Consider the following 23,059-nt stretch of genomic DNA (forward strand, 5'->3'; position numbering starts at 1 on the left):
TGCAACGAACAACAACAGGAGTATCTGCATGTCTTTGAAACTTGGCGTTATCGGGACCGGGGCCATCGGCCAGGATCATATCCGTCGTTGCAGCCAGACCCTGCTGGGCAGCCAGGTGGTGGCGGTCACCGACATCAACCTGGCGTCGGCGGCCAAGGTGGTCAGCGACCTCAAGCTCAGCGCCGAGGTCTATCCGGATGGCCACGCGCTGATCAAGGCGGCGGACGTCGAGGCGGTGCTGGTCACCTCCTGGGGGCCGAGCCACGAGGAGTTCGTGCTGGCGGCGATTGCCGCGGGCAAGCCGGTGTTCTGTGAAAAGCCCCTGGCGGTGACCGCCGCCGGCTGCCGGCGCATCGTCGAGGCCGAAATCGCCCACGGCAAGCGCCTGGTGCAGGTGGGTTTCATGCGCCCCTACGATGCCGGCTACCAGGCCTTGAAGGCGGTGATCGACAGCGGCCAGATCGGCGAGCCGCTGATGCTGCACTGCGCCCACCGCAACCCGCGGGTGGGTGAGAACTACAAGACCGACATGGCCATCACCGACACCCTGATCCATGAGCTGGACGTACTGCGCTGGCTGCTGGCTGACGATTATGTGTCGGTGCAGGTGGTGTTCCCGCGCAAGACCAGCAAGGCCCTGGCCCACTTGCGCGACCCGCAGATCGTGCTGCTGGAAACCGCCCGTGGCACGCGCATCGACGTCGAGGTGTTCGTCAACTGCCAGTACGGCTACGACATCCAGTGCGAAGTGGTGGGGGAGAGCGGTATCGCCAGGCTGCCGGAGCCGTCCCAGGTGCAATTGCGCAGCGAAGCCAAGCTGTCCAACGCCATCCTGATGGATTGGAAGGAGCGTTTTATCGCCGCCTATGACGTGGAGTTGCAGGCCTTTATCGACGGCGTGCGCGCCGGCCAGGTAGGCGGGCCCTCGGCCTGGGACGGCTTTGCTGCCGCGGTGGCGGCCGATGCCTGCATCGAAGCGCAGGGCAGCGGCCAGATCGTCAAGATCGAGCTGCCTGAGCGCCCGGGCTTCTACGCCTGACCTTGTACCGGGCCCGCCCGGGGGGATTTGCGGGGGGCGCCTCCGGTTGGGCGCCGCTGAACCGCCGCCCGGGTTTTCCCCGGGCGCGCCCCCATTGGGCTTGGGCGCACATTCGCCACGGGGCCAGGATTTTCAAGGCTTTAACTGATTTAGAATAAAATTCTAAAATGAGTTGATGTAGAAATTATTTTCCAATAAAGTCATTTTCAGGTTGCCGACTCGCTAGGTCGCACGCCCTCAAGCAAACCATGAGAGGCGTGCGGACCGACCCACAAAAACAACAGGTACCGTCGATGAAAACCTTCACTAGCACCATCCTCGCTCTACGTTCGCGATTTCGCAGCTCGCCCGCGCCAACCTCCGCTTCGCCTCGGCCCAGCCGCTCTGCCGTCCTCCTGACCTGCCTCGGCTTTCTGTGTGTAGAACGCAACGGTTCACTGCTGTGCTGCGTACCCGGTGCCCCCATCGTGCATCTGTCGCTCTGAGTGGTTTCTGCGCTTTATCCATAAAACCTACAAGAATGTGGAGAAAGACCTGTGATGAACACCAAGATCCGTTTTGCCTCGCTTGCACTGTCGATGCTGCTGGCCAGTGGGGCCGCCTTCGCCGACATCAAGATCGGCGTGAGCATGTCGCAGTTCGATGACACCTGGCTGACCTATCTGCGCGAGTCGATGGATCAGAAAGCCAAGTCCCTGCCCGATGGCGTCAAGCTGCAGTTCGAAGACGCCCGCAGCGATGTGGTCAAGCAATTGAGCCAGGTCGAGAACTTCATCAGCCAGAAAGTCGACGCGATCGTGGTCAACCCGGTCGACACCGCCGCCACTAAGAAAATCACCGAGGCTGCGGTGAAGGCCGGCATCCCCCTGGTGTACGTCAACCGCCGCCCGGATGACCTGAACCTGCCCAAGGGCGTGGTGACCGTGGCTTCCAATGACCTGGAAGCCGGGAAAATGCAGATGCAGTACCTGGCCGACAAGATGGGCGGCAAGGGCGACATCGTGATCCTGCTGGGCGACCTGGCGAACAACTCCACCACCAACCGCACCAAGGGGGTCAAGGAGGTGCTGGCCCAGTACCCGGGGATCAAGGTCGACCAGGAACAGACCGGGGTCTGGCTGCGGGACAAGGGCATGACCCTGGTCAACGACTGGCTGACCCAGGGCCGCAAGTTCGACGCGGTGGTGTCCAACAACGATGAAATGGCCATTGGTGCCGCCATGGCGCTGAAGCAGGCCGGGGTCGAGAAGGGCAGTGTGCTGATCGCCGGTGTCGACGGCACTCCGGATGGCCTGCGTGCGGTGAAGAAGGGCGAATTGGCGCTCTCGGTGTTCCAGGACGCCAAGGGCCAGGCGGACGGTTCCATCGATACCGCGGTGAAGATGATCAAGCATGAGCCGGTAGAGCCGGCGGTGTGGGTTCCGTATCGGCTGATCACCCCGGACAACGTCGACCAGTTCAAGTAACGCCGCTCACCTTCCAGAGCTGTTCCAGAAGAACAGGCTCTAACAACAATAAGTAATAAGTGGCAAGGCGGCCTCGGGCGGCCTTGCCGATGGAGTACCTGATCATGTTCTCTAGCGCGACTGCCTCGAGCACCCCGCTGGCGGGTATCTTGCCTGCCGCCACATCGATTGAAGAACCCTATCTGCTGGAGGTCATCAACGTCAGCAAGGGCTTTCCCGGTGTGGTCGCCCTGTCCGATGTGCAACTGCGGGTACGCCCGGGAACGGTGCTGGCGCTGATGGGCGAGAACGGCGCCGGCAAGTCGACCCTGATGAAAATCATCGCTGGCATCTATCAGCCGGACGCCGGCGAGCTGCGCCTCAAGGGCCGGCCGGTGGTCTTCGAAACGCCCCTGCAGGCCCTGCAATCGGGCATCGCCATGATCCATCAGGAGCTCAACCTGATGCCGCACATGAGCATTGCCGAGAACATCTGGATCGGCCGTGAGCAGCTCAACGGCCTGCGCATGATCGATCACCGCGCCATGCACCGCTGCACCGCGCAGTTGCTGGAACGCCTGCGCATCAACCTCGACCCCGAGGAGCAGGTGGGCAACCTGAGCATTGCCGAGCGGCAGATGGTGGAGATCGCCAAGGCGGTGTCCTACGACTCCGACGTGCTGATCATGGACGAACCGACCTCGGCCATTACCGACAAGGAAGTGGCGCACCTGTTCTCGATCATTGCCGACCTCAAGGCCCAGGGTAAGGGCATCATCTATATCACCCACAAAATGAACGAAGTGTTCGCCATCGCCGATGAAGTGGCGGTGTTCCGCGACGGTGCCTATATCGGCCTGCAACGGGCCGACAGCCTGGACGGCGACAGCCTGATCTCGATGATGGTGGGGCGCGAGCTGAGCCAGCTGTTTCCCCAGCGCGAGAACCCCGTCGGCGATCTGCTGCTCCAGGTACGCGACCTGCGCCTGGACGGGGTGTTCGACAGGGTGTCCTTCGACCTGCACGCCGGGGAGATCCTCGGCATCGCCGGGCTGATGGGCTCGGGCCGGACCAATGTCGCCGAGACCCTGTTCGGCATCACCCCCTGCGACGGCGGCGAGATGGTTCTCGACGGCCAGGCCCTGCGCATCAGCGACCCGCACCAGGCGATCGAGAAGGGCTTTGCCCTGCTGACCGAGGATCGCAAGCTCAGCGGGCTGTTCCCGTGCCTGTCGGTCCTGGAAAACATGGAAGTGGCGGTGCTGCCGCATTACGCCGGCGGCGGCTTTGTCCAGCAGAAGGCCTTGCGTGCCCTGTGCGAGGACATGTGCAAGAAGCTGCGGGTCAAGACCCCGTCCCTGGAGCAATGCATCGATACCTTGTCCGGGGGCAATCAGCAGAAGGCCCTGTTGGCGCGCTGGCTGATGACCAACCCGCGCATCCTGATCCTTGATGAGCCGACCCGGGGTATCGACGTCGGGGCCAAGGCCGAGATCTACCGCTTGATCTCCTTCCTCGCCAGCGAAGGCATGGCGGTGATCATGATTTCCTCGGAGCTGCCCGAAGTGCTGGGCATGAGCGACCGGGTCATGGTCATGCACGAAGGTGAGCTCATGGGCACCCTCGACCGCAGCGAGGCGACCCAGGAACGGGTGATGCAATTGGCGTCGGGAATGTCGGTGGTGCACTGATTCTTCAATCGATGGCGGTCGGCGGCGCTGTGATTCGCCGCGGCCAGGCACTAACAAAGGTGAGTGGTTATGAACGTGATGTCTGAAAACAAACCGGCCGCGGCGCCCGCTAGAACGCGCCGGCGCCTTCCCACCGAACTGAGTATTTTTCTGGTCCTGATCGGCATCGGCCTGGTCTTCGAGCTGTTCGGCTGGATCGTGCGTGACCAGAGCTTCCTGATGAACTCCCAGCGCCTGGTGCTGATGATCCTCCAGGTGTCGATCATCGGCCTGCTGGCCATCGGCGTGACCCAGGTGATCATCACCACGGGCATCGACCTGTCCTCGGGCTCGGTGCTGGCGCTGTCGGCGATGATTGCCGCCAGCCTGGCCCAGACCTCGGACTTTGCCCGGGCAGTGTTTCCGTCCCTGACCGACTTGCCGGTGTGGATACCGGTGGTGGCCGGGCTGGGGGTGGGCCTGCTGGCGGGGGCGATCAACGGCAGCATCATCGCCATCACTGGTATTCCGCCCTTTATCGCCACCCTGGGCATGATGGTGTCGGCCCGCGGCCTGGCCCGCTATTACACCGAAGGCCAGCCGGTGAGCATGCTGTCCGATTCCTACACCGCCATCGGTCACGGGGCGATGCCGGTGATCATCTTCCTGGTGGTGGCGGTGATCTTCCACATCGCCTTGCGCTACACCAAGTACGGCAAATACACCTACGCCATCGGCGGCAACATGCAGGCGGCGCGCACCTCGGGGATCAACGTCAAGCGCCATCTGGTGATCGTCTACAGCATCGCCGGGTTGCTGGCGGGGCTGGCCGGGGTGGTGGCCTCGGCGCGGGCCGCCACCGGGCAGGCGGGGATGGGCATGTCCTATGAACTGGATGCGATTGCCGCGGCCGTGATCGGCGGCACCAGCCTGGCCGGTGGCGTGGGGCGCATCACCGGCACGGTGATCGGCGCGCTGATTCTTGGCGTCATGGCCAGTGGCTTCACTTTTGTCGGCGTGGATGCCTACATCCAGGACATCATCAAGGGCCTGATCATCGTGGTGGCGGTGGTCATTGACCAATACCGCAACAAGCGCAAGCTCAAGCGCTGATCCACCAGCCTGTTGTCGGCGCCGGCTGGCCAGCGAAGGCGCCCACAAGATGAGGTACAACGGACGGGGCTGTTCGCCGGCACGTTGGTTTTTGCGGCGGAGAAACGGGGAAAAAGGCTCCGAATCCGCCGTCCGGTACTGCCGTTTGTCTTCTAAAAGACCTGCTCGTATGGAATTTTTTGTTATAAAAGCACTCTGAAAAGCGCCACCAAAGCCCGCAATTGCGGGCTTTGTGCGGTTTGTCAGACAGATTCGCTGTCATTTCAGTTGCTGCGCCCTCAAACCGGCCTTAGACTGCCGCCCCTCGTAAATTGAGTGCCGGGTGGCGCTTGGAAGGTATGGCGCCTTTCTGATGACCTGACGGGTCAACCGGAAACAGTTTGAATTCGCCTTAATGCACGTATTTTTTATAGAGAAATCAATGACCAAGGAAAAGTTGCTGGCCATGCCGGCGGATGACTACATGAATGCCGAGCAGCACGCTTTTTTCAGCGACCTGTTGCAAGCCATGAAGGTGGAAACCCACGAGCGCATCGAACAGAACCGGATCGCCATTGAAAGCCTGGACACCCCGGCTGACCCGGCCGACGCCGCTTCCGTCGAAGAAGAGCGCACCTGGTTGGTCAACGCCATTGATCGTGACCAGCGCATGCTGCCGCAATTGGAGCAGGCCCTGGGCCGGATCAGTGACGACAGCTTCGGCTGGTGCGATGACAGCGGCGAGCCGATCGGCCTCAAGCGCCTGCTGATCAGCCCAACCACCAAGTACTGCATCGAAGCCCAAGAGCGCCACGAGCAGATCGACAAGCATCAGCGTCAAGCCTGATCGCCAGCCCCCGCCACAGCGGGGGCTTTGTTTTTTCGGGTACGACTCCATACCCGCTCATTCCCTTGATCTACTGCAAACCCCCGACTAAGGGACCATGGATAATGGCCTTCTAGTGGCGTCTAATGCCGAAAATAATTAGAACGATGTGGGGTGCTAAACATGTCAAGAGAAGGATCTCTAGCGGTGCCGATCGCGCAACCGCTGGCAGCAACACCCGCCGCCCGTTGGTGGGCGCCGACCTTGCAGAGCGCGGCCTTGATGGGCTTGCTGGGTGGCCAGGCACTGGGTGACTGGCCGCTGTACCTGTGCCTGCCCCTGGCGGTGCTGGTGGTCTGGCTGCCCCGGCTGAGAAGCCGCAAGGTGCCCGAGGCGCCGGCGACAACGGCCGACAGCGAGCTGTCCTCGCTGACCCGCGACCTGTCCTACAGCACCACCCATAACGCCCTGTCTGCCGCTGGCGTGGCCTATTCGGTGACGCAACTGGCGGGCAAGCTGCAATCCCAGCTGGATGCCGCGGCGCGCATCGTCGGCAACGCCGAAGTGATGATCAAGACCGAACAGGCCACCTCGCAACTCAGCCGGCAAGCCCTGGAGGCGGCCAGTGAGGCCCACGCCAGCAGCGCCGAAGGGCGCACGGTGCTGGGGGAGTCCATCAGTCGCATGCACTCCCTGAGCGAGCGGGCCAGTGGCAGCCGCGAGCTGATCGAGGCCTTGAGCCAGCGCAGTGAAGAGATCCAGCGGGTGACCCTGGTGATCCAGTCCATCGCCAGCCAGACCAACCTGCTGGCCCTGAATGCCGCTATCGAGGCCGCCCGGGCCGGGGAGCACGGACGGGGTTTTGCCGTGGTCGCCGACGAGGTGCGCGGGCTGGCCGGGCGCACCGCTACGGCCACCGATGAGGTCGGGGTGATGGTGGCCGATATCCAGCAACGCACCAGCGATGTAGTGGAGCAGATCCGTCAGCTGTCCGACGACCTGAACCTGGGGGTGGAGCAGGTGGAACACACCGGTCGGCACCTGGACAACATCGCCCGTCTGGCAGCAGGGGTGGAAGGCCAGGTCAGCGAGATCGCCCGGGGCGCCGAGACCAACCGCGAACAGTTGGACAGCCTGTTCCATGCCGTGGAGCAGATGCGCAGCGACCTGGCGGTCAGCGATCAGCAGACCCGCAGCCTGGCTCAGGCGGCGGTGCAGATGGAAGGGCAGGCGGAAACCATCAGTGAGCGTCTGGCGGCTGTGGGGCTTGATGATTACCACCAGCGCATCTATGACCTGGCCCGTGAAGGCGCCCGGCGTATTGCCGAGCAGTTCGAGACCGACCTGGCGCAGAACCGCATCAGCCTCGACGACCTGTTCGACCGCCATTACCAGTTGATCGCCAACACCGATCCGGCCAGGTACCAGACCCGTTTCGACCGCTACACCGATCAGGTGCTGCCGCCGATCCAGGAATCCCTGCTGCCGCGCCACGACGGCCTGGTGTTCGCCATCGCCTGTACCCAGGAGGGTTATGTACCGACCCACAACCTGGCCTTCTCCCAGCCGTTGACCGGCGATCCCGTGGTGGACAACCTGCATAACCGCAGCAAGCGCAAGTTCGCCGATCGCACCGGCATTCGTTGTGGCAGTCACCAGCAACCACTGTTGCTGCAAACCTATACCCGCGATACCGGCGAACTGATGCACGACTTGTCGGTGCCGATCTGGGTCCAGGGGCGGCATTGGGGCGGGTTGCGCCTGGGCTACAAGCCCGAGCAGGCGCCGCCCCAGCGCAAGGGCTGAGAACATTATTACCAGGGGCGTAAGACTGCTGTGCAGGATGTGACTGTTTCAGACGCCGGGAACTGACTAGTATGCTCACATCGTTAGGGAGCTAACTAATTCCCGGAGGTTCTCCATGCACAGCAAAGTTGATGTAGCCGTGATGATCGGCAGTGGTGTTCCCCCCATGCTGCGGGACCTGGGACGCAAGGCGTGCTGGGTGGTGCTGGTCAATGGCGAACAACGTGGCACTGCCTTTGCCAGCCGCGTCGAGGCCGAGGAGTGCCGGCAGGCCTGGCAGGCGAAACTGGCGCAGTGCCGGCCTGGGCGCCATGTATTCCAGCATTCGGCTTGATGCTTGGGCGGCAGATAGAGGCTTGATCGGTTGGGGCGGATGTCTGGATTCAGGCTGTTGCAGGCAGGGCCCGAAGGCGAGTCGCTGGTGTTAAGTTAATCATCATGATGCTCTTAAACGGATCTCGCCTGGGTCACGGGGGCGCCGCTGGGTTCCCGGGCGGCGCGCTGTGGCAGGTATCAGGCGTTCAGGGCGCCCTGGTCAATGGCCAGCTTGAGGGCCTTGGCGGATTCCCTGGCCGCCGCTGCAGCTTCTTCGGAGGTCTTGAACCAGCGGTCGCGTTCCACCTGGTGGAAGGTGATCTGGGTCAGTGGAGGTTTGGCGCGCATGGCAATCACGGCCTGGAATTCGCCTTCGACTTCTCTGCACTCGCCACGAATGAAAAACTCGCCAATATCTAGTTCGGTCACTTCTAGCCTTCCCTTGGAGATGAGTGAGTGCTTGAGCGCCCGTACCGCGATCGCTCAACCAGCGAGGGAGTATGGCAGTTGTTGCGTTGCGACGGGCTGAGTTATGTCATTGCGGTTTTAGGTAGAGATTGTTCTGAGGCACTAAAGTGAACTTTCTTACGCTTCAATCCGCCAATCCAGATCACTGCACCAGAGTGTTACTGGTTAGAATGCCGGGCCTTGTGTGACGACTGCGGGCAACATTACCCGCTGATGAGCAACATTAGTCTTTGTACTAATGAATGGCCGTGCAGTCATGAATCGCTCGCTTTAAATGGTCGAAATGCACAAAGTTGCTCTAGAATTGCTTCTGCAACCCGAAGTGGCTGCCGATCCGGGGATTCAATCTCAGGGTATATCCGGCTTTCCGGCCTGTTTCAGTACCCGCCCCAGATAGCTCGCCGCCACACTTTTCGGGGTGTCAGAGCCTACTCCTACAGCCTTTGACCTGTGCCTGATGCTTCGGCAGAAATGCCCGCTGCTCAGCGCCGGCGTTAACGCCGTGGCCTGGAGTACCCGCTGCATTTGAGTGTTTTTTGGGGTAACTGATTGGGGTGATCACGCCGTCATGGCGGTTTTTTGTGCTGTCCGTTTTTCCTCGGACGGCACCCTTTTGAGTATCGGGGAGTGTTCCTTGGCAGTAAGTAATCTTGAAATGCATGCGTTGTTCGTTTTGGGTGATTTGCGCGCAAAGCTGGTCAAGCAGTTCCAATCTCGTTTTGTCTACATCACCGAACAGTCCGCCGAAGGCATCTACATCGCCGAGATCGATACCGAGAGCGCGTTGGTGGTGGACGACAAGCCTCGGTTGGAGCTCAAGGTGGGCGATCATTTTCGCGCTGCAGTACTGCCCAGCCGGGAAGGCGGCAAGCTGGAGATCCGCTTTCGCGAGATCAAGCTGACGGTATACGGCCTGGGCGACTATGCCTTTGTCAGCAGTCCCCTGGGGCAGGGGATTGTGTTCAAGGAAGGTCACTCGGTGGTGATGGTCTTCGCCGCCAACGAGCAATTGCAGGAAGGCTTGAGCAAGACGCTCAAGGCAGTCAGCGCCAAGGCGGCCAAATTCCGCAAGGGCGAACTGGTGAGTTTCAAGGCCAGCGAGTAATGAGCCAGAGCCGCGCCGAGTTTCACCAGCAGCACCAGCAGGCCGCGTGTGACGAAGCTCAACGCCTGTTCGCCGAGAAGGCGCGCTTGCAGGGCGCCTGGCTGAACTGGGTGGCCGGCCAGCTGTACCACCTGCGCCCGGCGGCATACGCCAGCATGGTGCGCCGCGAGTTGCAGCGGCTGCAGGAGCCGGCGGACCCTTGATGGTCGATCCGGGCCGCGACCCCGGTTGAAAATATGGAACCTCTACTACAGTCAGTTGACTGAATGCTTCAGGGGCCTGGCAGCTTTGCGTGGCGTGTCCCTTTGGTCCTGGTCCTGATCCGAGAGGTGCACCCATGAAAGGAATACGAGCGCTGCTGGCCAGCAGCCTGTTGGCCCTTGCCGCCTTGAACGCGCCACCGGTGGCGGCGGCTTCCGCGCCGATTCACTTCGCCGATCTGAACTGGGAGAGCGGCAGCCTGATCACCGAGATCCTGCGGATCGTGGTCGAGAAGGGTTATGGCCTGCCCACCGATACACTGCCTGGCACCACCATCACTCTGGAAACCGCCCTGGCCAACAACGATATCCAGGTGATTGGCGAAGAGTGGGCGGGGCGCAGCCCGGTGTGGGTCAAGGCTGAGGCCGAAGGCAAGGTGCTGGCCCTGGGGGACACGGTCAAGGGCGCTACCGAAGGCTGGTGGGTGCCGGAGTACGTGATCAAGGGTGACCCCGCCAAGGGCATCGCGGCCCTGGCGCCGGAGTTGCGCAGCGTCACCGACCTGGCGCGCTACAAGGATGTGTTCAAGGACCCGGAGAGTCCGACCAAGGGACGTTTCCTCAACAGCCCGATTGGCTGGACCTCGGAGATCGTCAACCAGCAGAAGCTCAAAGCCTATGGCCTGGAGGACAGCTACGTGAACTTCCGCAGTGGCTCCGGCGCAGCCCTGGATGCGGAGATCAGCTCGGCGATCCGTCGGGGCAAACCGATCCTGTTCTACTACTGGTCACCGACGCCGCTGCTGGGGCGCTTCAAACTGGTCCAGCTGCAAGAGCCGTCCTTTGATGCCGAGGCCTGGAAGACCCTGACCGACGCCGACAACCCCAACCCGCGTCCCAGCCGTTCCCTGGCCTCGAAACTGTCCATCGGCGTGTCTGCGCCATTCCACAAGCAGTACCCGCAGTTGGTGAGCTTCTTCAGCCAGGTCGAGCTGCCCATCGAGCCCCTCAACCAGGCCCTGGCGCAGATGAGCGAAACCCACAGCACGCCCCGGGACGCGGCCCGGGCCTTCCTCAAGCAGCATCCTGATCTCTGGCGCAACTGGGTGCCCCAGGACGTCGCCGCCAAAGTCGCCGCCGCCCTGTTGTAGGAGCCGGCTTGCCGGCGAAAGGGCCCGCAGGCCTTGCGCCTTCCATGGCGACGCCTTCGCTGGCAAGCCAGCTCCTAGGGTCGCCCTGACACCGCGCGATGTTCCCGTAGGCGCCGCTTGCCGGCGAAGAGGCCCCCAAGGCGGGTCAGAAGCGGGTCTGCACCGCCAGTTCGAAGGTGCGCGGGGTGCCCAGGTAGTAAGCCGGGGAGACATGGGCGAACTTGCCGTAGACCTCGTTGGTCAGGTTGCGTACCCGGCCGGTGACGGTGGTGTGGCTGTCGACCTGGTAGCGCAGGAAGCTGCCGTACAGGGTGTAGGCCGGCAGCGTCAGGGTGTTGGCGTTGTCGGCGTACACCGAGGCCACGTAGCGGGCATCGACGCCGGTCTGCCAGCTTGGGGCCAGGTCATAGGTCAGCCACAGGTTGGCCACCCGCTCGGGGACGTTGGTCGGGGTGTTGCCCTTGCGCGAGACCACGGCGCCGCTGGCAATCTTCTCGTTGAACTCGTCATATTCGGCGTCCACCCAGGCGAAGTTGGCCTCCGCCAGCAGCTTGGGGGTGACCCGCAGGGAACTGGCCAGTTCGATGCCCTTGGAGGTCTGCTGGCCCACGGGAATGCTGTTGGCCGGGTCCTGGGGGTCGGTGACGGCAAAGTCCTTGCGTTCGATGCGGTAGGCCGCCAGGGTCGCCGAGCCGCGTCCGTCCAGGTAGTCGAACTTGCTGCCCACTTCCCATTGCTTGCCGGTGGACACCTCGAAGTTCTGGGTGCCGCTGGGCTGTTCGGCGGCCGTGCTGTATTGCACGTAGACGTTGGCGCTGGGCAGGAACTGCCAGGTCAGCCCCAGGCGCCCGGTGACCGGCTCCCAGCTGCGCTTGAGATGCCGCGGGTTGCTGGCGCTGATCACGCGGTGGTTGGTCACGTCCAGGTCGATGGCGTCATAGCGCAGGCCGCTGAGCAGGGACAGCTCGTCGGTCAGGGCCAGGCGGTTCTCGACGAACAGGGCGCGGGTGGTGACCTGGTTGGTCTTGTCCTTGACCCAGCTCTGGCGGGTGCCCTTCAGGTCGTAGAAGTACCCCGGTTGGAAGTTGCCGGGGTCCACGCTGTTGTTGGCCGAGACGTTCCATGGAGAGCTGGTGGTGCTGTTGACCTTGTACTCAAAACCCCCGGACCAGGTGGTATCGAGGCCGAACAGTTGATCGTCATGACGCAGTTCGAACTGGTTGCCGTCCTGCTGGCCCTGGTGCCGCACCAGATAGGCGGTGGAGCGGTTCACTCGGCTGTTGTCGGGGCTGTACTGGTAGGTCTCAAGGTTGCGGTAGTCGCGCTGGCTGTCCAGGTGATAGAGGGTGTTGCGCAGGCTGGTGCTGGGGTTGATCCGGTAGTCGATGATCGAGCGCAGCCACACTGTGCGCTGTTCATACAGGCCGTCGGCGACGTTGTAGTTGTTGAAGCGTTGGTGCTTGTCGATCTTCAGCTCGCCGGCCTTGGGGTTGCGCACCGGGGTGCCCCAGTAGGGGCTGTCTTCGTGCTCGTCCTGGTATTCCACCGCCAGGGTGTGGGACAGGTCAGGGGTCAAGTCGCTGAGCAGGGAGAAGGCCAGGCTCCAGGCATCGCGCTCCTGGCGGTCGATGTAGCCGTTGCTGGTGTTGTGGCTGACGTCGAAGCGCGCGTAGTGCTGCACCTCGGCGCCCGCCGGGCTCAGGGCGTGATTGACCCCGAAAGCGGTTTGCGTGGTGTCGTAGCTGCCGTAGCTGAGCAGGCCCTCGGCCGCCTGTTCGCGGCGGTCCGCCAGCTTGGTCACGTAGTTCAGCGAGCCGCCCACGGAGCCGGCGCCATTGATCAGCGACGAGGGGCCGCCCACCAGTTCCACCCGGTCATAGATCCAGGCGTCCACCGGCCGTGCCAGGCCGGTGGCGACGTTGATGCCGTTGAACATCTGGGTGATCTGGCTGCTGGTGAAGCCGCGGTAGGAGATGAAGCCGCCGAACCCCGGTGGTGCACTGGCATTGACCCCGGGCAGGGCGTTGGCGGCGTCCTGGAAGGTCTGGGCGCCACGGCGCTCGATGTCCTGGCGGCTGGCGATCGCCACCGAGGCCGGGGTTTCCCGCAGGCTCAGGCCCAAACGCGAGGCCATGCCGCTGGACTGCTCCAGGGACAGGCCGGGTTCAACGTCTGCCTCTTCGGCGTTAACGGTGGTAGGGACCAGCTCCAGGCCGGATTTGCCCCAGGCGTTGACGGACAGGCAGGCCAGCAGGCTCGCCAGTAAAGGAAGGTGTTTCATGCATGCATCCTGAATTCTTGACTAGGAAAAGGCCCACGAAAGCGCGCCGCGCAGCAGCGCAGTGGGCGGGTCGAGCACGAGCAAGAATCAGGCGTAGGGCGGTGCCCGAGGATGGGCGGCGGGCCAGGTGAAACGGGCCGGGAGGTGGGTCTGAAGCTGGCGCGCCAGCGGCGGCGCCTGGGGTTGGGGCAACAGCGCCAGGGTGACGCTGGAGTTCAGTGCCGGGCCCATGCCGCCGGTGGAGCACAGCGGGCAACCGAAGGCCTTGGACAGGGTGGGCAGGGAGTCCTGGTCGGCCGGCTGTTGCAGGGGGGCTTGGGTGTTGGGATCGATGCTGCAGAACTGCCCGCCGATGCCGTTGAGCTGCATGCCGAGCATCTGCCCGTGGCCGATGCTGCAGGCAAACACGTTGAACAGGACGCAGCAATAAAGCATCCAGGCAACGAGCGAGCGATCGGAACGGGTCAATTTCATGGGGCGGCACTTTATCATCGAAGGCGACGAACGTACTTACAAAAACCAGCAATCGAGTCCATTCTCTTTACGACTTTTTTACAAGGACGTCTGAACATGAATCTTCTGCTCGCTCAGGGGATGTCCGGCACTTTTCTGTTCATCAGCCTGATCCATCTGTACTGGGCCGCCGGAGGCAAGCGCGGCAGCGACGCGGTGATCCCCCAAGTGCCGGGGCCGGTTCCCGGGCAGAGCCAACCGGCCTTTCACCCTCCGGCCCTGGCCACCTTGCTGGTGGCGGTGGGGCTGTTGCTGGTGGCGATGCTGGTCTGCCTGCGGGTTGGGCTCTACCTGCCGACCGTGACCCATCCGTCCCTGCAATGGGTGATCAGCGCCATTGCCTTGCTGATGTTCGCCCGGGCCATTGGCGACTCCGAGCTGGTTGGCTTCTTCAAGCAAGTGCGTGACTCGAAGTTCGCCCGTCTCGACACCCTGTTCTATTCCCCGCTGTGCGTGGTACTGGGTGCCGGATTGCTGGTGCTGGCCTGGGCCTGAAGGGCAAGCCCGCCCACTGTAGGCGCTGGCTGGTGTAGGAGCTGGCTTGCCAGCGAAGGCGCCAGCCGATTCGCTGCAAGGCTCAAAGGCCTCTTCGCCGGCAAGCCGGCTCCTGCATGGGGTGGTGTGCTCAGTTGCCGCTTTCGTTGCGTTTGCTGCTGACCTCTGCCGGCACATCGTCACCGGCCATGCGCTTGCGGAACAACGCCGCGCGGGCCAGCAGCAGGGTGGTGACCGGCACCGTGATCGACAGCAGAATCGGAATCAGCCAGGCATGCAGCACCGGCCCGGACTTGAGCGCTGAAAAATACAGGATCGAGGCCAGGGCCACGGTCCAGGAGCCCATGGTTGAGGCCAGGGCCGGCGGGTGCATGCGCTGGAAGTAGCTCTTCATGCGCAGGATGCCCAGGGCACCGATCAGGGCGAAGACGCTGCTGATCACCAGCAGCACGGCCACCAGGACCTCCACCCAGAGGGGCAGTTGTTCCAGGCTGTTCATTCGATCACCTCGCCGCGCAGAAGGAATTTGGCCAGGGCGAAGGAGCCGACAAAGCCGAACAGGGCAATCAGCAGCGCCGCCTCGAAGTAGGTGTCACTGGCGTAGCGGATGCCCAGCACCAGCATCATCAGCATCGCCAGGATGTACAGGTAGTCCAGGGCCAGGACCCGGTCCTGGGCCGAGGGGCCCTTGAACAGGCGCACCAGGGTCAGGACCATGGCCAGGGAAAACAGGAACAGGCTCAGCAGGATCGCGTTGGTCAACAGCACGCTCATTCGAAAATCTCCATCAGCGGGCGCTCGTAGGTCGCCTTGAAGTGCTGGATGAATTGCCCTTCGTCCTGCAGATCGAAGACGTGCAGCAAGAGGATGCTGCGGTCCAGGGACAGCTCGGACCAGACCGTGCCCGGCACCACCGTGGTGATGGTGGACAGCGCCGCCAGGCCATTGGCGTCGCGCAGGTCCAGGGGGATCTTGACGAAGGCCGAGCGCACCGGCCGGCGCCCGTTGTTGAGCACGCCCCAGGCCACGATCAGGTTGGAGACCAGCACATCGCAGCCTACCCGCAGCAACAGCCGCAGGATGGTGCCGGGGCGGCGGATGCGGATCGGCAGCGGCCGCAGCGGGCGCATCAGCAGCGGTGCGAGAAAGCCCAGGATGGCCCCCAGCAGCAGATTGCCGGGGCTGATGGACAGGTTCAGCACCAGCCACAGCAGCCACAGCGCCAGGGACAGGAAGGGGGCAGGGAACAGACGCTTCATGGTTGCACCTCCGCCGCCTGGGTGGCCTTGGACTCAGGGCTGAGCACGGTGCGGGTGCCCAGTACCGCCATCACATAGTGCTCCGGATGATTGAGGCTGTCGGCGGTGGCCTGGGTGAAGCGCAGCAGCGGCTCGGCCTTGAAGCTGAGCAGCACGCAGAGCCCCAGCAACGCCACGATCGGCACGCATTCCAGACGCCGCAACACCGGTGAAGGTCGCTCCTCCGGGCTCCAGAAACGCTGGATGCCCAGGCGCGCAAAGGCGATCAGCGAGGCCAGGCCGGAGAGGATCAGCAGCACCAGGAAAATCCAGCCCGCCAGCGGGATCGGCGTGTCGCTGCTGGTTCCCAGGCCCGTCGGGTTGAGCAGGGCGGCGATCAGGTTGAGCTTGCCGATAAAGCCCGACAGCGGCGGCATGCCGATGATCAGCAGGGCGCAGGCAATGAAGCTCAGGCCGAGGAAGGCCATGGTCCAGGGGATCACCTGGCCGACCACCACTTGCTGTTCGTCGTCGAGGTTGCTGCCCCGGGGCGGGGGAAGGGTTTCCATGGGCCGCGGCAGGATTTCGCCTTCGTCTTCCAGAGGCACTTCCACCGCCGAGCGCGAGCGCTCGATCAACTCCGCCAGCAGGAACAGCGCACACAGCGCCAGGGTCGAGCTGAACAGGTAGAACAGCGCCGCGCCGGTGAGCGCCGGCTGGGCGAAGCCGATCACCGCGATCAGGATGCCCGCCGACACCAGGATGCTCAGGCTGGCCATGCGCTCCAGGCGCTGGGCCGGAAGAATCGCCAGGGCGGCGCAGAAGATCGTCGCCAGGCCGCCGTAGATCAGCCACTGGTTGCCGAAGTAGGCCGAGGCCCCGGCCTGCCCGGAGAACAGCAGGGTCCACAGGCGCAGCACGGTGTAGATCCCGACCTTGGTCATGATCGCGAACAGCGCCGCCACCGGGGCGCTGGCCGAGGAATAGGCCGGCACCAGCCAGAAGTTCAGCGGCCACATCCCGGCCTTGGCCAGGAAGGCGATGGCCAGGATCGCCGTGCCGGCATGCAGCAGGCCGCGATCGGCTTCCGGCACCAGGGGGATCTTCATCGCCAGGTCGGCCATGTTCAGGGTCCCGGTGACCCCGTAGATCATTGCCGTGCCGATCAGGAACAGCGACGAAGCCAGCAGGTTGATGGTGATGTAGTGCAGCCCCGACGACACCCGCGCCCGTCCAGAGCCGTGCAGCATCAGGCCGTAGGAGGCTGCCAGCAGCACCTCGAAGAACACGAACAGGTTGAACAGGTCTGCGGTGAGGAAGGCGCCGTACAGGCCCATCAGCTGGATCTGGAACAGCGCATGGAAGCTGGCCCCGGCGCCGTCCCAGCGGGCCATGGCGAACAGCAGCGCGCTGACCCCGATGATCCCGGTGAGCACCATCATCAGTGCCGACAGGCGATCCACCACCAGCACGATGCCGAAGGGCACCTGCCAGTTGCTCGGCAGGTACACGCCGAAGGAGCCGGTGGCGCCCTGGACCTGGGTCCAGTACAGCAGGTACGCGGCCAGGGCCAGCCCCAGCAGGCTGGAGAACAGGTTGATCCGCGCCTTGAGCGGGCGGTGTTTCTCCCCCAGCAGCAACATGATGGCCGCCGTCAGCAGCGGCAGGAGGATGGGGGCGACGATCAGGTGGGACAACGAACTCATTCCTTGGGCTCCCGGCCGTCGACGTGGTCAGTGCCGGTCAGGCCCCGGGACGCCAGGAGCACCACCAGAAACAGCGCGGTCATGGCGAAGCTGATGACGATGGCGGTGAGCACCAGGGCCTGGGGCAACGGGTCGGTGTAGTGCAGCAGGTCCTGGGGCACGCCGTCCTTGACGATGGGTTCCTTGCCGATGAACAGGCTGCCCATGCTGAAGATGAACAGGTTGACCGCGTAGGACAGCAGGCACAGGCCCATCACCACCTGGAAGGTCCGCGGGCGCAGGACCAGCCAGACTCCGGAAGCGGCGAGGACCCCAATGGCGATTGCGATGACTTCTTCCATCAGGCGGCTCCGCTCTTGATCAGGGATTTGGACTGGCTGGCCGGCTTGTGGGCCCGCACCGACTGGTGCGCCAGGGCGGTGAGGATCAGCAGGGTCGCGCCCAGCACCACCGCGTACACGCCGATGTCGAAGAACAGGGCGCTGGCGATGTGGATATCACCGAACAGCGGCAGGTCCACATGCACCGTGTGGGTGGTGAGGAACGGGTAGCCCCAGGCCAGGGCGCCGAGGCCGGTGGCCAGGGCGAACAGCAAGCCGGTGCCCATCCAGCGCAGCGGCCGCAGGCTCATCTGGGCCTCGACCCACTGGGTGCCGGCCACCATGTACTGGAGGATGAAGGCCACCGACATCACCAGCCCGGCGACAAAACCGCCGCCCGGCAGGTTGTGCCCGCGCATGAACAGGTAGAAGGACACCACCAGGGCAATCGGCAGCAGCAGGCGCACCAGCACCGCCGGCACCATCATGAAGCCCAGGGCGGTGTCGCTGGCCTGGCGCGGGTTGACCAGATCGGTGACCACGTCCGGGGCCAGCAGGCGCTGTTGCGCCGGCAATTGCATGCTTTCCTTGGGCGGGCGGAAGCGACGCAGCAGGGCGAACACGGTCAGGGCCACGGCTGCCAGCACGGTGATTTCGCCCAGGGTGTCGAAGCTGCGGAAGTCCACCAGGGTCACGTTGACCACGTTGGTGCCGCCGCCTTCAGGCAAGGCACGGCTGAGGTAGAACGAGGAAATATCGTTGGGAGTGGGGCGGGTCAGCATGGCGTAGGACAGCACCGCCATGCCCAGGCCGACGGCGATCGACAGGCTCAGGTCGCGCAGGCGGCGGATGCGCGCCTTGGGCACGCTGCTGGGCAGCGGCGAGACATCCTCGATCCGCCGTGGCAGCCAGCGCAGGCCGAGGAGGATCAGCACCGTGGTCACCACCTCCACCACCAGCTGGGTCAGGGCCAGGTCCGGCGCCGAGAACCAGACGAAGGTCACGCAGGTCATCAGCCCGCAGACGCTGACCATGGTCAGGGCCGCCAGCCGGTGGTACTTGGCCTGCCAGGCGGCGCCCAGGGCGCAGGCGATGGCCAGCAGCCAGAAGGTCACGAAGACGATGGAGCCGGGAATCTTCGGCCGGTCGCCCCAGGTCAGCTGGCTGTAGAGCATGGGAATCAGGCCGGTGATCACCGCCGCCAGAATCAGCAGAAACAGCTGGGTCTGCAGGCGCTTGGTGCTCAGCCGCCGCTCCAGGCGCCGGGCCAGGCGGGTCATGCCCACCAGGCTGCGCTCGAACAGCAGCTTGCCGTTGAGGCGGCCCACTCCCGGCGGGTAGGCGAAACGCCCCGCCACCAGCGGTTTGTGCAGCAACAGGTAAAGCACGATGCCGCAGGACATGGCGATCAGGCTCATGATCATCGGCGCATTGAGGCCGTGCCAGATGGCCAGGCTGTATTCGGGCAGGGTGCCGCCCACCACCGGCCGTGCGGCGGCGGCCAGCAGCGGACCGATGATCTGCGCCGGGAAGATCCCCACCAGCAGGCAGGTGAACACCAGCAGTTCAACCGGGGCACGCATCCAGCGTGGCGGCTCGTGGGGCGTGTGCGGCAGGTCGGTGGCCGGTTCGCCGAGGAACACATCCACGGTAAAGCGCAGGGCGTAGGCAACGCTGAAGGTCCCGGCGATGGTGGCGATCACCGGCAGGGCGATTTCCACCCAGGCGCTGGAATTGATGAACACCGTCTCGGCGAAGAACATCTCCTTGGACAGGAAGCCGTTGAGCAGCGGCACCCCGGCCATCGAGGCACTGGCGACCATGGCCAGGGTCGCGGTGTAGGGCATCAGCTTGATCAGGCCGTTGAGCTTGCGGATGTCGCGGCTGCCGCTCTCGTGGTCGATGATCCCGGCGGCCATGAACAGCGACGCCTTGAAGGTGGCGTGATTGAGAATGTGGAACACCGCCGCCACCGCCGCCAGGGGGCTATTCAGGCCCAGCAGCAGGGTGATCAGGCCCAGGTGGCTGATGGTGGAGTAGGCCAGCAGGCCCTTGAGGTCGTTCTGGAACATCGCGCAGTAGGCGCCCAGCACCAGGGTGCAGGCCCCGGCGCCGCTGACGATGTAGAACCATTCTTGCGTACCGGACAACGACGGCCACAGGCGGGCCAGGAGAAACACCCCGGCCTTGACCATGGTCGCCGAGTGCAGGTAGGCCGAGACCGGCGTCGGCGCGGCCATGGCGTGGGGGAGCCAGAAGTGGAAGGGGAACTGCGCGCTCTTGCTCAGGGCGCCCAGCAGGATCAATGGCAACAGGATCGGGTAGAGCGCATGGGCGCGGATCTTGTCTCCGGCAGCTAGCACCTGATCCAGGTCGTAGCTGCCGACCACATGGCCGAGCAGCATGACCCCCGCCAGCAGGCACAAGCCCCCGGCGCCGGTGACCATCAGCGCCATGTAGGCGCCACGGCGGGCGTCGGAGCGGTGATGCCAATAGCCGATCAGCAAGAAGGAGAAGAGGCTGGTGAGCTCCCAGAAGAACACCATCTGGATCAGGTTGCCGGAAATCACCAGGCCGAGCATGGCCCCCATGAACGCCAGGAAGAAGGCGAAGAAGCGCGGCACCGGGTCTTGCGGCGACATGTAGTAACGCGCGTAGAGCGCCACCAGACTGCCGATACCCAGCACCAGCAATGAGAACAGCCAGGCGAAGCCGTCCAGGCGCAGCACGAAGTTCAGGCCCAGGCTCGGCAGCCAGGTATATTCCTCGCGGATAATCCCGCCATCGGCGATCTGCGGGTACAGCAAAGCCACCTGGACGGTGCCAATGAGTGCCACCAGGCCGGCCAGCAGGGATTCGGTGTTACGTGCGTTGTGCGGCAGCACGGCCGCCAGACAGCTGCCTATGAATGGCAGAAGCAGTAGAACTATCAGGGACATAGGCTTCTAATCTGCGGAAAAGTATGACGCATAATACGTGCCAGGCCCTGGATCACCAACCGCCATGCGCGGCCCGGCCCCCCAAAGAAATGTTACATACGCTTTCAAAGGTAGGAGACAAATGCCTGATGCGCCCGTTCACCGGGCGCTGCAGGGCCAAGGTCCTGCCCAGGTCAAAACACCACAAGGATCGACAAGGGTGCACATGATTAAAGGATCGGCCATGGGCCGGCTGTTTCGACGGGGCTGTTTCGCCTTGCTGTTCACTGCCTTCGGCGCCGGGTTGGGGGTGGGTGTGGAGCATTATCTCGACCGACCCGACATGCTCAAGACCCGACAGGCGCTGATCATCGAAGGCCCGATGGGGGATGATCGGACCTACCAGCTGCCAGCGGGCACGGTGCTCTACTTCGACCGCGCCTTTGCCGAGGGGCATGTGCTCTACCATGCCTATTTCTATTTCCACGGTGCGCCCGAGCATGACCCGGTGCAGCTGGAGCCCAAGCACAAGGGGTCGTTGACCGTCCCTACCTGGCTCTACGCCCCTGGCGACCCCGCGCGGTAGGCGCTGGCTTGCCAGCGAAGAGGTCCGCAAGATCGCCTTCGCCGGCAAGCCGGCTCCTACATGCCCCGCGATACCCCTGCCAACCGTAGGAGCTGGCTTGCCAGCGAAGAGGCCCGCGAGACCGCCTTCGCCGGCAAGCCGGGTGCTACAGGCCGTCCGCTGCCTGCCCGGTCAATGCCGGTTGATCAGCATCCGCGGCCCGGCCCTTGGGTTTCCATTCGCTGATGATCACCGCCAGCACGATCAAGGCTCCCCCCAGCAGCGCCAGCGCGGGCAGGCGTTCCCCGGCGATCCGCCCGACAATCCCGGCCCACACCGGCTCACCGGCATAGATCAGGGTGGCGCGGGTCGGCGAGACGCTTTTCTGCGCCCAGTTCATCGCCACCTGGATCGCCGCACTGGCTGCCCCCAGGCCCAGGGCACTGGCCAGCAGCAGCCAGGAAAACCCCGGCAACGCTTCCCCGGTCGGTAGCACCATGGCAAAGGCCAGCAGTGAGGTGACCGCCAGTTGCACCACCGTGACCCGGCGCACATCCACCTGCCCGGCGAAGCTGCTGATCAGAATGATTTCGGCGGCAATGGCCACTGTGCTGATCAGGGTGGCGATCTCCCCGGGGCTGAAATCCAGCGAGGCGCCATTGGGGCCGGACAGCAGCATCAACCCGGTAAACGCCAGCATGATGCCGATGCTTGGCAGCAGCCCCGGACGCTTGCCCATGAACAGCCATTGCAGCAGGGGAACGAAAGGTACATAGAGGGCCGTGATAAACGCCGATTGGCTGCTGGGAATGCTTTGCAGGCCCACCGTCTGCAAGCCGTAGCCGAGCATGATGGCGGTGCCGATAAAGGTCCCGGCACGCAGCTCGAACAGGGTCAGCCCGCGCAGGTGGCGCAATGAAAACAAGGCGACGATGCACGCCGCCGCGGCAAAGCGCAGGCCGACAAAGAACATCGGCCCGCTGACGCTCATGGCCTTCTGCACCAGCAGGAAGGTGCCGCCCCAGATCATGGTGATCAGCGCCAGCACCGCTTCGGCCCTGCTGAGTGGGAAGCGCATTGCGCGGGAGGGCGTTGAAGTCATGGCCTTGCGTGCTACCTGAGGGGGGACGCACAATGCGCCGGAAGCTGGGCAGTATACTGCGCAGGCCCGGAGAGCGAGCAATATAGTGCACAAAGATAACGTCCAACGGGCTTCGGTCCTGCAACATGTCAGCCTCAACGTGCGACGCCTGCGCCATGCCGCAGGCTTGAGCCAGAGCGCCCTGGCGGAAAAATCCGACGTCAGTCGGCGGATGCTGGTGGCCATCGAGGCCGGGGAGAAGAACGTCAGCCTCGGCACCCTGGACCGAGTGGCCGAGGCCTTGAACGTGGCTTTCAGCGACCTGATCCAGGCCCCGGATGCCCGAGACCCGAGCCGTATCAACGAGCTGGCCTGGGCCGGCGTCATCCCCGGGAGCAAGGCGCTGCTCCTGGCCAAGGCCGAGGCCAGCCGTGAAGTGGAACTCTGGGAGTGGCAGCTCGAGCCTGGCGAGGTCTATCACTCGGAGTGCGACACCGTCGGCTGGAGCGAGCAGATCTATGTCGTCGAGGGCTGCCTGACGCTGTTCTTCGGAGACGCCGAGCGGCGCCTGGAAAGCGGCGACTTCTTCATGTTCGCCAGTCATGTGCCTCACGGCTATCGCAATGACGGCGCCCAGGCCACGCGCTTCGTGCGCAACGTGGTGTACTGATTGCCCAGGCGTGTCGGCCACTGTTGGCCAGTCAACAGCGGTTGAACATTCTGCCTGTTTTCAGTTGATGCCTTTTCTCCGAAGTAATCTTCAAGCTGTTGAAATAAAAGGATTTTATATTTAGGCACGACTCCTGCAATTGTCCTGATAGCGAG

At 63.8% G+C, this 23,059-nt stretch carries 22 protein-coding genes and 1 pseudogene; 13 read left to right on the top strand and 10 right to left on the bottom strand.

All coding sequences use genetic code 11. The features are described 5' to 3' along the window. Positions 1–28: 28 nt before the first annotated feature. The 7 genes from LOY69_RS13260 to LOY69_RS13290 all read left to right on the top strand — a co-directional run bounded on the left by LOY69_RS13260 (position 29) and on the right by LOY69_RS13290 (position 8,212). The gene (locus LOY69_RS13260; protein ID WP_110596971.1) at positions 29–1,039 is read left to right on the top strand and encodes a Gfo/Idh/MocA family protein; all 1,011 of its coding nucleotides are present in this window, start codon (positions 29–31) and stop codon (positions 1,037–1,039) included. A gap of 539 nt (positions 1,040–1,578) precedes the next feature. Then, positions 1,579–2,505: a sugar ABC transporter substrate-binding protein gene (locus LOY69_RS13265; protein ID WP_102864452.1), complete on the top strand. Its 927-nt coding sequence runs from the start codon at positions 1,579–1,581 to the stop codon at positions 2,503–2,505. Between the two features lie 104 nt (positions 2,506–2,609). Further along, a complete protein-coding gene (locus LOY69_RS13270) occupies positions 2,610–4,175 on the top strand; it encodes a sugar ABC transporter ATP-binding protein (protein WP_110597018.1) in 1,566 nt (521 codons plus the stop codon). Positions 4,176–4,244: 69 nt separating this feature from the next. Then, on the top strand, positions 4,245–5,267 hold the full coding sequence (locus LOY69_RS13275) for an ABC transporter permease (protein ID WP_102864453.1): 1,023 nt from the start codon (positions 4,245–4,247) through the stop codon (positions 5,265–5,267). 421 nt (positions 5,268–5,688) lie between these two features. After that, a complete protein-coding gene (locus tag LOY69_RS13280) occupies positions 5,689–6,093 on the top strand; it encodes a TraR/DksA family transcriptional regulator (protein ID WP_011060892.1) in 405 nt (134 codons plus the stop codon). Positions 6,094–6,255: 162 nt separating this feature from the next. Continuing rightward, positions 6,256–7,878, top strand: a complete 1,623-nt coding sequence (locus LOY69_RS13285) for a methyl-accepting chemotaxis protein (RefSeq protein ID WP_265074718.1) — start codon at positions 6,256–6,258, stop codon at positions 7,876–7,878. Between the two features lie 115 nt (positions 7,879–7,993). Continuing rightward, positions 7,994–8,212, top strand: coding sequence for a hypothetical protein (locus LOY69_RS13290; RefSeq protein WP_265074719.1), 219 nt, complete (start codon positions 7,994–7,996; stop codon positions 8,210–8,212). A 179-nt stretch (positions 8,213–8,391) separates the two neighbouring features. Here LOY69_RS13290 and LOY69_RS13295 read toward each other — a convergent pair whose 3' ends face one another. After that, positions 8,392–8,622: a hypothetical protein gene (locus tag LOY69_RS13295; protein ID WP_102864456.1), complete on the bottom strand. Its 231-nt coding sequence runs from the start codon at positions 8,620–8,622 to the stop codon at positions 8,392–8,394. 673 nt (positions 8,623–9,295) lie between these two features. On the opposite strand from LOY69_RS13295, the gene LOY69_RS13300 reads away from it, so the two are divergent. The 3 genes from LOY69_RS13300 (at position 9,296) to LOY69_RS13310 (ending at position 11,117) form a co-directional block, all read left to right on the top strand. Beyond that, complete coding sequence (locus LOY69_RS13300) at positions 9,296–9,766, top strand: hypothetical protein (protein ID WP_102864457.1); 471 nt, start codon at positions 9,296–9,298, stop codon at positions 9,764–9,766. Further along, the gene (locus LOY69_RS13305) at positions 9,766–9,969 is read left to right on the top strand and encodes a hypothetical protein (protein ID WP_102864458.1); all 204 of its coding nucleotides are present in this window, start codon (positions 9,766–9,768) and stop codon (positions 9,967–9,969) included. The genes LOY69_RS13300 and LOY69_RS13305 overlap by 1 nt, the downstream gene beginning before the upstream one ends. Before the next feature lie 134 nt (positions 9,970–10,103). Next, complete coding sequence (locus tag LOY69_RS13310) at positions 10,104–11,117, top strand: ABC transporter substrate-binding protein (protein ID WP_265074720.1); 1,014 nt, start codon at positions 10,104–10,106, stop codon at positions 11,115–11,117. Positions 11,118–11,262: 145 nt separating this feature from the next. Here the strand turns inward: LOY69_RS13310 and LOY69_RS13315 are convergent, their stop codons facing one another. Further along, entirely contained in the window at positions 11,263–13,398 is a 2,136-nt protein-coding gene (locus tag LOY69_RS13315; protein WP_265074721.1) for a TonB-dependent receptor, read from the bottom strand. 87 nt (positions 13,399–13,485) lie between these two features. After that, positions 13,486–13,872: a DUF2946 domain-containing protein gene (locus tag LOY69_RS13320; RefSeq protein ID WP_170003274.1), complete on the bottom strand. Its 387-nt coding sequence runs from the start codon at positions 13,870–13,872 to the stop codon at positions 13,486–13,488. Positions 13,873–13,968: 96 nt separating this feature from the next. Between LOY69_RS13320 and LOY69_RS13325 the strand changes: the two genes are divergently transcribed. Continuing rightward, on the top strand, positions 13,969–14,406 hold the full coding sequence (locus LOY69_RS13325; protein WP_102864462.1) for a DUF3995 domain-containing protein: 438 nt from the start codon (positions 13,969–13,971) through the stop codon (positions 14,404–14,406). Positions 14,407–14,536: 130 nt separating this feature from the next. Here LOY69_RS13325 and LOY69_RS13330 read toward each other — a convergent pair whose 3' ends face one another. The 6 genes from LOY69_RS13330 to LOY69_RS13355 are packed head-to-tail and all read right to left on the bottom strand — an operon-like array spanning position 14,537 to position 20,609. Beyond that, complete coding sequence (locus tag LOY69_RS13330; protein WP_102864463.1) at positions 14,537–14,905, bottom strand: Na+/H+ antiporter subunit G; 369 nt, start codon at positions 14,903–14,905, stop codon at positions 14,537–14,539. Further along, positions 14,902–15,180, bottom strand: a complete 279-nt coding sequence (locus LOY69_RS13335) for a K+/H+ antiporter subunit F (RefSeq protein WP_016962858.1) — start codon at positions 15,178–15,180, stop codon at positions 14,902–14,904. The genes LOY69_RS13330 and LOY69_RS13335 overlap by 4 nt, the downstream gene beginning before the upstream one ends. Then, a complete protein-coding gene (locus tag LOY69_RS13340) occupies positions 15,177–15,665 on the bottom strand; it encodes a Na+/H+ antiporter subunit E (protein ID WP_102864464.1) in 489 nt (162 codons plus the stop codon). Before LOY69_RS13340 ends, LOY69_RS13335 begins: the two co-directional genes overlap by 4 nt. Then, positions 15,662–17,350, bottom strand: coding sequence for a monovalent cation/H+ antiporter subunit D (locus tag LOY69_RS13345; RefSeq protein WP_102864465.1), 1,689 nt, complete (start codon positions 17,348–17,350; stop codon positions 15,662–15,664). Before LOY69_RS13345 ends, LOY69_RS13340 begins: the two co-directional genes overlap by 4 nt. Then, entirely contained in the window at positions 17,347–17,691 is a 345-nt protein-coding gene (locus LOY69_RS13350; protein WP_011060906.1) for a Na+/H+ antiporter subunit C, read from the bottom strand. Before LOY69_RS13350 ends, LOY69_RS13345 begins: the two co-directional genes overlap by 4 nt. Beyond that, positions 17,691–20,609, bottom strand: a complete 2,919-nt coding sequence (locus LOY69_RS13355; RefSeq protein WP_102864466.1) for a monovalent cation/H+ antiporter subunit A — start codon at positions 20,607–20,609, stop codon at positions 17,691–17,693. Before LOY69_RS13355 ends, LOY69_RS13350 begins: the two co-directional genes overlap by 1 nt. A gap of 223 nt (positions 20,610–20,832) precedes the next feature. Here LOY69_RS13355 and LOY69_RS13360 point away from each other — a divergent pair, with 223 nt between their 5' ends. Further along, the gene (locus LOY69_RS13360) at positions 20,833–21,174 is read left to right on the top strand and encodes a hypothetical protein (RefSeq protein WP_265074722.1); all 342 of its coding nucleotides are present in this window, start codon (positions 20,833–20,835) and stop codon (positions 21,172–21,174) included. Between the two features lie 145 nt (positions 21,175–21,319). Here LOY69_RS13360 and LOY69_RS13365 read toward each other — a convergent pair. Then, a pseudogene (locus LOY69_RS13365) lies at positions 21,320–22,346 on the bottom strand (DMT family transporter). Between LOY69_RS13365 and LOY69_RS13370 the strand changes: the two are divergent. Next, positions 22,341–22,904 (top strand): helix-turn-helix domain-containing protein, encoded by a 564-nt coding sequence (locus LOY69_RS13370; RefSeq protein WP_102879741.1) that lies wholly within the window; start codon positions 22,341–22,343, stop codon positions 22,902–22,904. The pseudogene LOY69_RS13365 and the gene LOY69_RS13370 sit on opposite strands and share 6 nt — an antisense overlap. Positions 22,905–23,059: the final 155 nt, after the last annotated feature.

It is taken from the genome of Pseudomonas sp. B21-059 (assembly GCF_026016285.1).
Classification (GTDB): Bacteria; Pseudomonadota; Gammaproteobacteria; order Pseudomonadales; family Pseudomonadaceae; genus Aquipseudomonas; species Aquipseudomonas danubii.

What these genes read in the sequence shown, in the direction of transcription:
- LOY69_RS13265 (WP_102864452.1), top strand. Translation starts at nt 1,579, where the DNA reads ATGAACACCAAGATCCGTTTTGCCTCGCTTGCACTGTCGATGCTGCTG.
- LOY69_RS13350 (WP_011060906.1), bottom strand. Translation starts at nt 17,691, where the DNA reads ATGGAAGAAGTCATCGCAATCGCCATTGGGGTCCTCGCCGCTTCCGGA.
- LOY69_RS13330 (WP_102864463.1), bottom strand. Translation starts at nt 14,905, where the DNA reads ATGAACAGCCTGGAACAACTGCCCCTCTGGGTGGAGGTCCTGGTGGCC.
- LOY69_RS13340 (WP_102864464.1), bottom strand. Translation starts at nt 15,665, where the DNA reads ATGAAGCGTCTGTTCCCTGCCCCCTTCCTGTCCCTGGCGCTGTGGCTG.
- LOY69_RS13345 (WP_102864465.1), bottom strand. Translation starts at nt 17,350, where the DNA reads ATGAGTTCGTTGTCCCACCTGATCGTCGCCCCCATCCTCCTGCCGCTG.
- LOY69_RS13305 (WP_102864458.1), top strand. Translation starts at nt 9,766, where the DNA reads ATGAGCCAGAGCCGCGCCGAGTTTCACCAGCAGCACCAGCAGGCCGCG.
- LOY69_RS13325 (WP_102864462.1), top strand. Translation starts at nt 13,969, where the DNA reads ATGAATCTTCTGCTCGCTCAGGGGATGTCCGGCACTTTTCTGTTCATC.
- LOY69_RS13310 (WP_265074720.1), top strand. Translation starts at nt 10,104, where the DNA reads ATGAAAGGAATACGAGCGCTGCTGGCCAGCAGCCTGTTGGCCCTTGCC.
- LOY69_RS13320 (WP_170003274.1), bottom strand. Translation starts at nt 13,872, where the DNA reads ATGAAATTGACCCGTTCCGATCGCTCGCTCGTTGCCTGGATGCTTTAT.
- LOY69_RS13270 (WP_110597018.1), top strand. Translation starts at nt 2,610, where the DNA reads ATGTTCTCTAGCGCGACTGCCTCGAGCACCCCGCTGGCGGGTATCTTG.
- LOY69_RS13285 (WP_265074718.1), top strand. Translation starts at nt 6,256, where the DNA reads ATGTCAAGAGAAGGATCTCTAGCGGTGCCGATCGCGCAACCGCTGGCA.
- LOY69_RS13360 (WP_265074722.1), top strand. Translation starts at nt 20,833, where the DNA reads ATGGGCCGGCTGTTTCGACGGGGCTGTTTCGCCTTGCTGTTCACTGCC.
- LOY69_RS13260 (WP_110596971.1), top strand. Translation starts at nt 29, where the DNA reads ATGTCTTTGAAACTTGGCGTTATCGGGACCGGGGCCATCGGCCAGGAT.
- LOY69_RS13335 (WP_016962858.1), bottom strand. Translation starts at nt 15,180, where the DNA reads ATGAGCGTGCTGTTGACCAACGCGATCCTGCTGAGCCTGTTCCTGTTT.
- LOY69_RS13275 (WP_102864453.1), top strand. Translation starts at nt 4,245, where the DNA reads ATGAACGTGATGTCTGAAAACAAACCGGCCGCGGCGCCCGCTAGAACG.
- LOY69_RS13355 (WP_102864466.1), bottom strand. Translation starts at nt 20,609, where the DNA reads ATGTCCCTGATAGTTCTACTGCTTCTGCCATTCATAGGCAGCTGTCTG.
- LOY69_RS13290 (WP_265074719.1), top strand. Translation starts at nt 7,994, where the DNA reads ATGCACAGCAAAGTTGATGTAGCCGTGATGATCGGCAGTGGTGTTCCC.
- LOY69_RS13315 (WP_265074721.1), bottom strand. Translation starts at nt 13,398, where the DNA reads ATGAAACACCTTCCTTTACTGGCGAGCCTGCTGGCCTGCCTGTCCGTC.
- LOY69_RS13280 (WP_011060892.1), top strand. Translation starts at nt 5,689, where the DNA reads ATGACCAAGGAAAAGTTGCTGGCCATGCCGGCGGATGACTACATGAAT.